The following is a 13,109-nucleotide window of genomic DNA, read 5'->3' as shown; positions in this document are numbered from 1 at the left end:
AATAAATATTAAACCGGACAAAACGGATTTCTTTCAGTAGTATAAAAAAACTGCCGGTATACGGCAGTTTCCAGATATAAAAATTAAAAAAATTATTTACTGTGTTTTAATTCGGTAAACTTAACATCAGGTTTACGTAAGGGGTGGTCTTTTTCGGCTACAATTGGTTTTGATAGTGTAAAAGTATTTTTTATTTTAATATTACGTGATGATGTTCCTACCTTAACTGTATAGTCTCCCGCATCGGCAATCCATTCTGAACTGTCAGTGTGATATGATGCCAAATCCTTAGCCGTTATAACAAATGTAAGTTGTTCTGATTCTCCTGGTTTGAGTAAACGCGTTTTGCCAAAAGCCTTAAGTTCCTGCTCGGGTTTATCAATAGTGCTATCCGGGGCAGAAATATAAATCTGGGCTACTTCTTTTCCTGCAACATTACCAGTGTTTTTTACAGTTGCCGTTACTGTAACTGTAAGGTTACCGTTAACTTCTTTTTTCGATATTTTTAAACCACTTATATCAAAATTTGTATAAGATAAGCCATAGCCAAACTCATACATAGGTTTTATATTAAAGCTGTCATAGTATCGGTAGCCCACATATACACCTTCTTCATACAAAACAAATTCTGGACGTTCTGCCGGCTGTCCGGGAAAATTCTCAGCTGAAGGTACATCGCTGTATTTTACAGGGAAAGTGGTGACAAGCTTGCCCGAAGGGTTTACTTTTCCGGTTAATACGTCAGTTATAGAGTTCCCTGCCTCCTGGCCGGGCTGCCAGGCCAGCAAAATAGCATCGGCAAAATTCTGCCAGCCCTGCATATCTATAACACCGCCAATATTAAGTACGGCTATTACTTTTTTTCCTTTAGCATGAAAGGCATCGGCTATTTGCTTAATTTCATCCTTTTCATCATCAGTAAGCATATAATTATCTTCAATACTGCGATCATAACCCTCACCAGATATACGTGCTATGGTAATTATGGCTATGTCATTTTCTATGGCTGCTGCGTCAATAATAGCACCTTTTAGCGGTTGTTTGCTTTCATAAAGTGCCCTAAGGCTTTCATCCGCTTTAAAACCTGCATCTGTTAAGCCTTTATAAACAGAATTTACATAGGCTTTGTTTACTTCGCCGCTACCGGTACCGCCTGTAAGTGTGTTATAGGTACCCCAGCCAAATGCTGCCACATTTTTAATGCTTTTATTAACTGGCAGCGCAGCGTTTTCATTTTTTAAAAGCACCATACCTTCGGTTGCTGCATTATATGCTATTTTAGCATGGGCTTTCAGGTCTGGCTTATCACTATATTCATACTTTTTTAATGTAGGAGTTTTTAGCATCACATTAAATATGTGCTCAAGGTTTCGGTCTAATACAGACTCTTTAAGAGAATCATGCTTTACTGCATTAATAAGGGTTTCTATTTGGTCTGGCCTTCCGGGCATTATCATGTCATTACCGGCCTGCATTTCTTCAACCCAGTTATATCCCCCACCCCAGTCAGTAATCACAAAACCTTTAAAGCCCCATTCGTCTCTAAGTACAGTAGTAAGCAGGTCAGTGCTTTGTGCCGTATATTTTCCGTTTACACGATTGTATGAAGACATTACCGTCCACGGTTGTGCTTCTTTTACGGCTATTTCAAAAGGTTTCAGGTAAATTTCACGTAGTGCCCTTTCACTTATTGTAGAGCTTACGTAATTACGGTTTGTTTCCTGATTATTAGCAACAAAGTGTTTTATTGAGGTACCAACTTCATTAAACTGTATACCATTAATAAAAGCTGCGGCTATTTTACCCGCCACAAGCGGATCTTCAGAATAGTACTCAAAATTGCGTCCGTTACGTGGGTTACGGTGGATGTTTACTCCCGGGGATAGTAATACATCAACACCATATTCTTTTACCTCATCTCCAAAAGCACGGCCAACTTCTTCTACAAGCTCTGTATTCCAGGTAGACGCCAGCATTGTGCCAACCGGCCATGCTGTTGCATAATATGTATTTATAGTATCTCCCTTTCTTTTAGGAGAAATACGGACCCCGGCTGGACCATCGGCAAAAGTTAGCGATGGAATACCAAGGCAGTCAATTTCGCAAGAGTTGCCTGCTGCTCCCGGTACCTTTTTTTCGGTATGGCCAATCATAGTAGGCTCGGGTACCCAGCCACTACTTACACCGGGTGGTGTTTTAGGTTTAGGGGCCTTACCGGTACCAACCAGTACTTTTACTTTTTCTTCAAGGGTCATGGCATCTATAACTTCCTTTACGGTGGCTTTACCAAGTTGTGGTGCTTTTTTTTCCTGTGCCTGTAACCATACAGGGCTTAATACGAATATTGAAAACAGCAATTTTGCTGTATATTTTTTTGAAAAATTCATGCGGATTTACTTTATAAGGTTAATCAGGGTTTTTGGGTAACTTTAATCCAATCTATATAGGTTTTGCCATTACCTGCTATAATATCATTTACTGTACTTTGGGGCAGCCCGTAATAGGGTTCTTTCACACCGTTTATTTTTGCCGGGTAAGCCCCGCCAAGTGCCATATTCACTAAAATATAATGAGGATTGTCAAAAGCCCATTCGCCATAATTTTTAATCATAGGCTTTGTAACCCTGAAGTATAATTTGCCGTCAACTTTAAATAAAATCTGGTCTTTTTGCCAATCAACAGTATATACATGCCATTGGGTTACATCATTTTTATCATCCAGGTACACATAATTTACAAATGGCGTATCGCCATAGTATTTCTGGCCGTGTAGCGCAGCGCTAACCCAATCCGGCTCTCCTATATATTCCATAATATCAATTTCGCCACAATCCGGCCATTTACCATTGCCTAACATCCAGAAGGCAGGCCAATAGCCACTTCCGGCAGGCATTTTTATACGGGCTTCAACAGTGCCATAGGTAAATTGCACTTTATCACGTGTATGCATACGCCCGGAAATAAAATCGAACGTTTGCCCATCTTTAGTTTTAAAACCGGGACTGTAAAGGGCTTTTATAACCAGTGCGCCGTTTTTTGCACCTTTGGCTTCTTTGGCATCAGTTAAGTACAATGTAGTGGTAGAATCAACATACGCCTGCTGTTCATTATTTACAACATGGCCGGTAATAACAGGGGTCCAGTAATTACGGTTAATTTCTTTTCCTGAAAAATCTTCAAAAAAAATTACTTTTTCGTCTAAAGCAGTGGGCTTTTCGGGCAATGTAGCAGATGTAACAACTAATGCCCCTGCAATTAAGGCTGTAAGCCTGAAGGCATGGAATTTCATAGTGAATAATGATTAAGTTTGGGGCAACTAAGATAGCTCTTTTTTGTAAGTTTTCTAAAACGATATTTTAAGGTAGTATCAAATTAAGCAGTGTTGATAATTATTACATTTGCCTAACTGTAAAAATACATGATGAGATATTTACTTTTTTTTGTGGTTTCAATTGCTTTTTCCCAGCAAAATAAACATGTTGATTTTACCACCTGTAATGCTACTATAGGCTTTAACGTTGCCGAAAAAGAAGTTTACGGGCAGGTAGCTTATACTTTTGATGTTAAAGATGAGGCAGATACCATATATATTGATGCCCGTAACATGGCTTTTGAAAATGTACGCGTTAATGGTAAAAAGAAAACAGGATGGCTTGCAACTACCAATGCATTGAAATTATATAAAGGGTTTAAAAAAGGAAAAAATACGGTTACCTTCAGATATAGTACAAAACCCCGACAGACCCTGTATTTTGTAAAAGATGGCAACGATGTGCAGATATGGACTCAGGGTCAGGGTAAATATACCAGTTACTGGCTGCCCAGCTTTGATGACATGAATGAAAAAGTGGTATTTAACCTTTCTGTTACTTACAATAAAGGCTATACTGTTTTAGCTAATGGCACATTAAAAGATACAGCTACAAAGGGCAGTAATACTTCTTGGTTATATACAATGGATAAACCTATGAGCAGTTACTTAGTAATGTTGGCCATAGGCAAATATGAAAAACGTACCGTAACATCGGTCAGCGGTACACCTCTGGAGTTTTACCTAAGGCCTGAGGATACTGCCAAATTTGAGCCTACCTATCGTTATAGTAAACAAATATTTGACTTTTTTGAACGGGAAATAGGTGTTAATTACCCTTGGCATATATACCGCCAGATTCCGGTGCTGGATTTTCTATATGCCGGTATGGAAAATACGACCTCAACTATTTTTAGCCAGGATTTTGTGGTAGATTCCATAGGCTTTAATGACCGGACGTATATAAATGTAAATGCGCACGAACTGGCACACCAGTGGTTTGGCGATATGATAACCGCACAAAGCGGTAAACACCACTGGCTACAGGAAGGCTTTGCAACTTATTATGCCCTGTTGGCAGAACAGGAGCTGTTTGGGGAAGACCACTTTAATTATGAGCTGTACGAGATTGCCGAACGCTTGCAGCAAGCCAGTGCTACCGATACAATACCTATTCTTAACGAACATGCAAGCTCATTATCTTTTTACCAGAAAGGCGCCTGGGCATTGCATGTATTGCGTGAAGGAGTAGGGCATGAAAAATTTAGGGATGCTGTAAAAAACTATCTCATAAAATATAATTTCAAAAATGTAAATACTGATGAATTTCTGGCTGAAATAAGTAAAGTTGCCCCGGATTATGATACAGCCGGTTTTAAACAGCGCTGGCTGGAAAGTGGCACGTTTCAGGTTCAGGAAGCTATTGATATATTAAGCCAAAACCGATTTATGCAGCTTTATTTTAAAGTAGGCGAACTGGCTGATAAGCGTTTTGAGGAAAAAAAGCCGATTTTTATTCAGATTTTGCAATCAGACCAATTTTATCCGGTAAAAGAAGAAGTACTGTTTCAAATGGCGGAAGTACCTTTTGAAGATAAAGCCGAACTCATAAAATATGCTATGCAAAGCGGTGACATAAAGCTTAGGCAGGCCGTTGCGCGTACTACAACAGTATTTCCGGAAATTTTTTACGAAGATTACAAGACCTTTTTATATGACAACTCTTATATAACACGCGAAATTGCCCTGAATGTATTGTATGCAAAATTTCCCGAAAAACGATCGGAAATTTTAAATATAAGCCAAAACTGGCTGGGCTTTAATGATAAAAACCTTCGTATATTATGGCTTACTTTGGCTTATAAAGCTAATAATTATAAGCCTGATGATAAAGCAGCCTTTTATGCTGAATTACTTAAGTATGCCGGGCCGGAATATGAAAGTTCTATACGGCAAAATGCGCTTTCTAACCTACTGTATTTAAACAGTCCAGACGAGGCAGTGCTAAAAAACCTGGTAAATGCCACTACACACCACAAATGGCAGTTTGTAAAATTTGGAAAAGATAACATACGTAAACTGCTTAAAAAAGCGGGGTACCGTGAACGTTTTGAGGCTTTACTGCCAACATTACAAGAGCCGGATAAAACTAAACTGGAAGTATTATTAAAAGAATAATCAGTCTGCGCTAAAAACAAACTCTTCACCCGTAGCCCCCATAACTAATACTAATTCATTTCCGGTAATATTTATTACTTTCCATGTTTTTATGGCATTACTGCCTTGTAGTGCCAATAAGTGCTCTTTTTCATCGTATTTCCATACCCCCTGCTCTATATTACCACCAAAAGAAATTGTATAATTAGAATTTGCGGTAAGTAAAATAAAATTACCTTCCGGAATTGGTGTTATGTCATCACTATTTAAACTATTAGCGGGCCTTACGCCAATAAGATTCCATTGTTTAACTAAGTCAAAATTTAAGTTAGCATCCACTTTGTCTGGCTGTCTTGCCAAAACTATTGTAACTCCCTTAAAATCAAATGTAAGCGCATCGTGGCTAAATGCTTTTATTTTTACTGTATATTCAGCATTTGCCCCTTCATACGTATTTTTAAAATAAATTATACTGTTTGCAACAGACCACGTTCCGCTTTCATAATGTTCCATCATCTGGTTCTCGTATAACATATTTATTTTAAATACAAACTCCAAACTGCTTAATAACTCTGCAACTTTTACTGCCTTGCTATCATCAGTATTACCGTCTCGCTGTACTGACTGAAATTTCCAGTGCCCTATAATATCTTTTTCGGTCTGGCTGTGTACTGTAAAAGTTATAAATAATACCAGTATATATATATTTTTCATGGGGGTAGTACCTGCATTAGTTTAATCTAAGATAAAAAAATAAAAGCTTCCCTTTTTGGGAAGCTTCCTAAAGCAATATTACTTAAAATAAGAAAACGTCTGTTCATTTTCTATAGTGAGTAATGTTTCATAAATCAGTTTAATAACATTTTCAACATCGTCTCTGTGAACCATTTCTACGGTAGTATGCATATAGCGTAACGGCAGCGAAATTAATGCTGAAGCCACCCCTCCATTACTATAGGCAAATGCATCAGTATCAGTACCTGTAACGCGAGATGAAGCCAGCCTCTGGAAGGGTATTTCATTTTTTTGTGCGGTTTCAATTACCAGTTCCCGCAGGTTATTTTGTACCGCAGGCGCATAGGTAATAACCGGCCCCTTGCCTATCTGGGTATCGCCTTCAACACGTTTATCAATCATTGGTGTAGTAGTATCATGGCATACATCAGTTACAATAGCTACATTAGGGCGTATGGTTTTAGTAATCATCTCAGCACCACGAAGCCCTACTTCTTCCTGTACAGAATTTGTTATATACAGCCCAAAAGGCAGTGTTTTTTTGTTTTCATGCAACAGGCGCGCTACCTCGGCTATCATAAATCCTCCCATACGGTTGTCTAAGGCACGGCATACAAACTTATTGTCATTTAGTACCATAAACTCATCAGGATAAGTAACTACACACCCCACATGCACGCCAAGGTTTTCTACTTCTTCTTTGGTACTGAACCCAAGGTCTATAAAAATAGTTTCTATTTTAGCAGGTTCTTCTTTACCGCGCAGTCTTGTGTGTATGGCAGGCCAGCCAAAAACCCCCTTAACTATACCTTTTTTAGTATGGATATTTACCCTTTTTGAAGGGGCAATCATGTGGTCTGACCCTCCATTGCGTATTACATGTACTAACCCATTATCGGTAATATAGTTAACATACCATGAAATTTCATCACTGTGCCCTTCTATAACCACCTTATAAGGCGCATCAGGATTTATAACCCCTACGGCACTGCCATAAGTATCGGTTATAAAGGTATCAACATAGGGTTTTATATATTCCATCCACAATTTTTGGCCTTCGGCTTCGTAGCCTGTGGGAGATGGATTATTAAGGTAGTTTTCAAGAAATTTGACTGAAGCGTCATTCAATATACTTTCAGATGGCATAAAATTTGATTTTTTTGCTAAAATATAAATAACATAACAGAGTTATGTATAATTGCATAATTTTGATACAAATTTTTCTTACGGATGGACAAACGGATATATATATTGTTGCTTTTATTTACACTGTTTTCAGCTCGGGGGCAGGTAGTAGATAATGATTCAATTGTAAATGATTCGATTGTATTTAATATGCAACTGGATGAAATTGTAATCAGTAATGTAAAAGACAGCCTTACCGACGAAGAAAAAAAACAGCTATGGCTATTGCGCCGCCGCGTGCTAAAAGTATATCCGTACGCCAAAATTGCTGCTGAAAAGTTAACAATGCTTAATGCCAACATGGCAAAGCTTAAGAGTAAAAAAGAAAAGAAAAAATATGCCAAAATAATAGAAAACTACCTTGAAGATGAATTTGAGGGCCAGCTAAAAAAACTAACCCGCAAGGAGGGGCAAATACTGGTAAAATTAATATATCGCCAAACGGGCAGCAGTACATATGACCTTATTAAAGAACACAAGAGTGGCTTTAGGGCCTATATGTCTGACCGTATGGCGCATCTTTTTAATATTGACCTTAAAACAACTTATCACCCAGACAGGGTGCCCGAAGATTATAATATTGAAGGGATTTTATTAAAAGCGTTTAATGATAGACGTTTGCAACGCCAGGAACCTGCCTTTGCTATTGATTATGATGCCATAACCAAAGCCTGGATTGCCAAAAATGAAAATGGCAGATAAGTTTTTTTAAAAAAAGTTAGGGTTTTTATTAATTGAGTTGTTTATAATAAAAAGCAATTAGTCTTTATAAAGACTTTTACAGAGTAATGTAGTGTAGTAGAATTTTTTTTAAATCTTAAATGCCACAGTTTATATTGTGGCATTTTTTATTTGGTAAAAACCCATATAACTTTCTTATTTTTGCACTCTAAAAAAGATATTTAATGAACACTATAACCTCAACCAATTTTAATTTTCCGGGGCAAAAATCTGTTTACAGAGGTAAAGTAAGGGAAGTTTATAATATAAACGATGATCTACTGATAATGGTAGCTACAGACAGGCTCTCAGCTTTTGATGTTGTGATGCCTAAAGGCATACCGTATAAAGGCCAGATATTAAACCAGATTGCCACTAAATTTATGCGTGCCACCGAAGATATTGTACCTAACTGGCTTATTGATACGCCAGACCCTAATGTGGCAATTGGCTTATTATGCGTGCCTTTTAAGGTAGAAATGGTAATTCGCGGATATCTTTCAGGCCACGCTGCGCGTGAATATGCATCAGGAAAAAGAATATTGTGTGGTGTGGAAATGCCTGACGGCCTGAGTGAGAATGATAAATTTCCAACCCCTATTATAACCCCTACTACTAAAGCCGATAACGGTGAACATGATATGGATATATCACGGGAGGATATATTAGCAAAAGGTATTGTTACAGAAGAAGATTATAAAATACTCGAAAAGTATACCCGTGCCCTTTTTCAGCGCGGTACAGAAATAGCCGCTTCGAGGGGATTGATACTGGTTGATACAAAATATGAGTTTGGTAAAACCAAAGAGGGTGAAATTGTGCTGATAGATGAAATACATACACCGGATTCTTCTCGTTATTTTTATGCAGATGGCTACCAGAAAAGGCAGAACGAAGGAGAGCCGCAAAAACAGCTTAGCAAAGAGTTTGTAAGGCAATGGCTTATTTCTAAAGGTTTTCAGGGTAAAGAAGGACAGCAAATTCCTGAAATGACTACTGAGTATATAGAAAGTGTATCAGAACGCTATATTGAACTGTATGAAAATATAATAGGTGAAAAATTTGCCAAAGGAGATATTTCAGACATTAATAAACGTATTGAACGAAATGTATTAAGGTTTTTAGATACATGGTAACACTACATAACCGCCCACACGGGCGGTTTTTTTTATATGTTATATGTAAGCAGCTAATGTTAAAGCTGCCATAGCAAAAAGAAGTAAGAAGAAAAGTAGTGGTAAAACAAACTGTATCCATTTGTTATAGCCAACTTTTACCACAGCCAGCGATGCCAGTATAAGCCCCGTTGGGTTAATAAAGGCAAACAGGCCCATACCATATTGGTAAGCATCTACAATTACCTCTCTGCCCACACCTGCAGTATCTGCCAATGGCGCCATAATGGGCATAGTTAATACCGCCATACCAGATGATGAGGGTATAAAAAAGGATAATCCCGCATAAATAAACATCATCATATTAGCAAAAATACCCTTATTGGCTCCTTCTGCTATATCACTTGCATAGTATAATATGGTATCGCTTATCATACCTTCGTCCATAAGTATAGATACCCCACGTGCAATACCTATTATTATAGCAACCCCTAAAAGTTCTGAGGCACCTTTTACAAAAGTTTCTACAAATACAGCTTCTTTAATACGGCCTATAAACCCAATAAGTATGGCCCCGGCTAAAAAAGTAGCGGTCATTTCTTCAAACCACCAATCAAGCTGAGATACACCATATATCATAACCGCAAAGCACATTACAAAAATAACCAAAATAATGCGGAGCCGTGCTGATAAAGTAACAGTAGCATTTCGGGATGTTATTCCAAACATTCGTTCTATATCCCCCTTCTGTTCAAAAATCACAGATTTTTCAGGATATTTTTTTACGCGTTGTGCATAACGGGTAATATAAAGTATACAAATTAGTACTCCCAATATGAGCATTATAAAGCGTGATGTAATGCCGGTTGTCCAGTTAATACCAGCAGCATTAGAAGCTATTATAGCACTAAAAGGATTTACTGTAGAACACATAGTACCGATGGAAGAGCCTATATAAATACTGGCCAAAGGCACCATAGCATCATAACCCGAAGCTAAAAAAACGGGAATAAGTATGGGATAAAACGCTATTGTTTCTTCTGCGAGGCCAAAAGTAGTACCACCAATAGCCACAAGGGTAGTTACAAAAAAGATAAGTAAATATTCCCTGCCCTGTAATGTTTTGGCAAGCCACGCAATACCGGCATCAAAAGCGCCGGTATAATTCATTATACCAATCAGCCCGCCAATAATTAATACCAGGAAAATAATATCTGCAGCCTGTATAATACCTTTAATGGGAGATTTTATAAATGCAGCCAGCCCTTGGGGCTTATTTTCTACAAATTGAAACGTTCCGGGAATATTGATAGGCTTCCAGATGTCGCCGTTTGTAAATTTTTCAATTGCAATTTTAATATGTAATGAATCCAGTGTTTGCTGAGATGCTTTTAAAACCACCGTATTTTTTATTCCTGTTTTAGTAAACGTATCACTTGCTTTGTCATAGCCAAGCACATCATACTTACCGGCAGGTATAATCCAGGTAAGAAAAGCTGTAAAGACTGCTATTATTAATAATATAGTCTGGGCTGTAGGAAATTTGATTTTCATGTTGGCAAACTCTTTTAAATACCTGCAGCAAATAACCGATATTAAATAACAAGGTTATAAAACGAAAAATGTTAAAATTATGTTAAATAAAATTTTATGAGTAACGTTATCATCATTGTATGCGTCTACTATATAAAGAGAATCAATTAATTGTCAATCATCAAAATTCAATCATCATGAAAAAAACGATCATTTATTTAAGCCTTGCCCTTGTAGCATTTTGCAATGTAAATTTAGCAACAGCCAGTACAGGCAATTTAGAATTTGGGTTAGTTAAAGAATACAAAACTGCCACTCCTCTGGCTGTAGCTATTGCAAAAGGCGACATTGAAGCTGTTAAGAAATTTATTGAGTATGGAGTTGATGTAAACGAGTCCTCTAATGGGATGACTCCCCTTATGGTGGCCGCCCGTTACAATCAGGCAGAAATTATTAACCTGCTTGTAGAAAATGGTGCAAATCTAAAAACTACTGACAGTAACGGTTTTAGCGCCTTAAAATATGCCCAGCTTTCTAATGCCGAAAAAGCCGTAAAAACTATTGAAGCACTTGAAGCTTAACATTTTTTTAATTACAAAAAAAGGCCAGCAGATTTGCTGGCCTTTTTTGTAATTTTTAAGTATAACCTATATTATACTTTTAATCTTCCTTCTACACTATTATCATCTACAGCACTGCCTACAATAGCTCCGGCAGCCCATTTAAGCATAGATATCATTTTTCCGCTTTTGGTATCCCAGTAATAAGCATCAGATGGTATCACTTTAATTACTGTAGCTTCAGGATCGTCTTTACCTTCATCAAACCATGTTTTGGCAATGGGTGTCCATACATCCTCTACATGGCTTTTATCTTTGTAAATAACTGCTTTACCAAAAATGCTGAGATAATGCGCATCAGAATTTTTAGCAAACATCAATTGTACATCATCATCATGGCGTATCTCAAAATTTTTATTACTGCTTTTAGAACTTAAAAACCAAAGGTTGCCTTCGTCGTCTACCTCAAGTACACTCATTGGCCTTGTAGGTATGGGCCTTACAGAAAGTTCTGTACAAAACATACAGACCCCTATATCTTTGGCCATTTCTTTTATTTTATCTTTTGCTTCTTTACTGATTAAATCTTTATATTCTCCCATAATAATTTTTTTGGTTATTTAATATGTTTCGTCATCTATACGTTCAGATGCCCAGTCTACAGCCTTTTCATACTGCTCTTCCGGATAGCATCGAAATTCCCCTGGCATCAATTTACTGAAAACATCGGTAAAATTTTTAACTACTTTTAAGTCAGAAATTATAGCTGCCCGGTTCCATTTTGTAATGTGTGTAATGCCTAAAAGTGCATCCTGCAGCCATGCACCAAGTGTAAAATCGGCAGGTGAATTGTCAAGTAGAAGTAGGTAATTAAGCTTACCTTCTTTTTTAACAAAATTATTAACCTGTACTTTTACAATTTCAAAATCTTCGGATGTCACTTCGCCATCAGAACGGAAACCTACCAGATTAGCCGGAAGGTCAGGAATTTGTACTATCATGTTGTTTTTTTAGTAAGTTACTTATCAAAAGTAATTTATCTAAAACTAAACATGTGTTAGCACCTTCATAATATAAACAAAAAAAATGCTAAATTGAGGAATTTAAGAAACTGCTTTAGTGAAGATTTCTAAAAGTATTACACTTTTTGAAAGAAAATTACACCTGTTGTGTATAACAAAATTACAATTGTTTTTTCATGATATAATCTTCCATAAGATATCCATTTCCAATATCAATATCTTCGCTGCCGATTATGGTAAAATCATTTTTCTTGTAAAAATATACTGCATTGTTATAACGGTTTACATTAAGTATAAGGTGTGTATTATTTTGAGCTGTGGCAATATTACCGGCATATTCAATTAAAGCAGTGCCAATACCTTTTGTCTGTATATCCGGCAATACATATAATTTATGTATTTTGGTCTGCCCGGGCATATAGCTTATTTCAAAAGATATAAACCCCACGCAGCTATTATCAATAACAGCCAGGTAAAATACATGTCCTGCTTCTCTCATCTGCCTGTGTAATGCCTGTGTACTATACATCATCTGCAGCATATACTCCATTTGTTCCTGGGTTAATATATTTTTATAGGCAACAGGCCATACTTTTTTAGCTATCGCAGAAATAACTACACTGTCTTTTAATAAAGCTTTTCTTATATACATAACAACTTAAAAAATTATAACACTATATATCAATTACTTAAAAACAACAAAAGTAACCTAATAAACATTGGCACAGTAATTGGATAATAGTATATAACGAAAACATTTTTTATAAAAGTG

General features: G+C 37.0%; 12 protein-coding genes. 4 read left to right on the top strand and 8 right to left on the bottom strand.

Annotated features, from left to right (window positions below; translation table 11 throughout):
- Window positions 1–92: 92 nt before the first annotated feature.
- On the bottom strand, window positions 93–2,387 hold the full coding sequence (locus tag ABS766_RS06255) for a glycoside hydrolase family 3 C-terminal domain-containing protein (RefSeq protein ID WP_408084265.1): 2,295 nt from the start codon (window positions 2,385–2,387) through the stop codon (window positions 93–95).
- 23 nt (window positions 2,388–2,410) lie between these two features.
- Window positions 2,411–3,289 (bottom strand): glycoside hydrolase family 16 protein, encoded by an 879-nt coding sequence (locus ABS766_RS06250; RefSeq protein ID WP_408084264.1) that lies wholly within the window; start codon window positions 3,287–3,289, stop codon window positions 2,411–2,413.
- Between the two features lie 129 nt (window positions 3,290–3,418).
- Between ABS766_RS06250 and ABS766_RS06245 the strand changes: the two genes are divergently transcribed.
- Window positions 3,419–5,488 (top strand): M1 family metallopeptidase, encoded by a 2,070-nt coding sequence (locus tag ABS766_RS06245; protein ID WP_408084263.1) that lies wholly within the window; start codon window positions 3,419–3,421, stop codon window positions 5,486–5,488.
- Here the strand turns inward: ABS766_RS06245 and ABS766_RS06240 are convergent, their stop codons facing one another.
- Together ABS766_RS06240 and ABS766_RS06235 are read right to left on the bottom strand one after the other, a co-directional pair.
- Window positions 5,489–6,181 carry a hypothetical protein gene (locus ABS766_RS06240; protein ID WP_408084262.1) on the bottom strand — a complete coding sequence of 231 codons (693 nt, stop codon included), beginning with the start codon at window positions 6,179–6,181 and terminating at the stop codon, window positions 5,489–5,491.
- Between the two features lie 78 nt (window positions 6,182–6,259).
- Entirely contained in the window at window positions 6,260–7,348 is a 1,089-nt protein-coding gene (locus ABS766_RS06235; RefSeq protein ID WP_408084261.1) for a M42 family metallopeptidase, read from the bottom strand.
- 84 nt (window positions 7,349–7,432) lie between these two features.
- On the opposite strand from ABS766_RS06235, the gene ABS766_RS06230 reads away from it, so the two are divergent.
- On the top strand, window positions 7,433–8,089 hold the full coding sequence (locus ABS766_RS06230; RefSeq protein ID WP_408084260.1) for a DUF4294 domain-containing protein: 657 nt from the start codon (window positions 7,433–7,435) through the stop codon (window positions 8,087–8,089).
- A 203-nt stretch (window positions 8,090–8,292) separates the two neighbouring features.
- Entirely contained in the window at window positions 8,293–9,243 is a 951-nt protein-coding gene (locus ABS766_RS06225) for a phosphoribosylaminoimidazolesuccinocarboxamide synthase (RefSeq protein ID WP_408084259.1), read from the top strand.
- Between the two features lie 39 nt (window positions 9,244–9,282).
- Here the strand turns inward: ABS766_RS06225 and ABS766_RS06220 are convergent, their stop codons facing one another.
- Complete coding sequence (locus ABS766_RS06220; protein WP_408084258.1) at window positions 9,283–10,776, bottom strand: YfcC family protein; 1,494 nt, start codon at window positions 10,774–10,776, stop codon at window positions 9,283–9,285.
- Window positions 10,777–10,952: 176 nt separating this feature from the next.
- On the opposite strand from ABS766_RS06220, the gene ABS766_RS06215 reads away from it, so the two are divergent.
- Window positions 10,953–11,336 (top strand): ankyrin repeat domain-containing protein, encoded by a 384-nt coding sequence (locus tag ABS766_RS06215; RefSeq protein WP_408084257.1) that lies wholly within the window; start codon window positions 10,953–10,955, stop codon window positions 11,334–11,336.
- A gap of 71 nt (window positions 11,337–11,407) precedes the next feature.
- On the opposite strand, the gene ABS766_RS06210 is transcribed toward ABS766_RS06215, so the two are convergent.
- The 3 genes from ABS766_RS06210 to ABS766_RS06200 form a co-directional block, all read right to left on the bottom strand.
- A complete protein-coding gene (locus ABS766_RS06210; protein WP_408084256.1) occupies window positions 11,408–11,917 on the bottom strand; it encodes a pyridoxamine 5'-phosphate oxidase family protein in 510 nt (169 codons plus the stop codon).
- A gap of 18 nt (window positions 11,918–11,935) precedes the next feature.
- Window positions 11,936–12,316, bottom strand: coding sequence for a SpoIIAA family protein (locus ABS766_RS06205; RefSeq protein ID WP_408084255.1), 381 nt, complete (start codon window positions 12,314–12,316; stop codon window positions 11,936–11,938).
- Between the two features lie 181 nt (window positions 12,317–12,497).
- A complete protein-coding gene (locus ABS766_RS06200) occupies window positions 12,498–12,989 on the bottom strand; it encodes a GNAT family N-acetyltransferase (protein ID WP_408084254.1) in 492 nt (163 codons plus the stop codon).
- Window positions 12,990–13,109 lie beyond the last annotated feature (120 nt).

This window comes from Flavobacterium rhizosphaerae (genome assembly GCF_046000445.1).
Classification (GTDB): Bacteria; Bacteroidota; Bacteroidia; order Flavobacteriales; family Flavobacteriaceae; genus Flavobacterium; species Flavobacterium rhizosphaerae.
The sequence above is the reverse complement of the archived record's forward strand: the minus strand, read 5'-3'. Positions and strand labels throughout refer to the sequence as shown.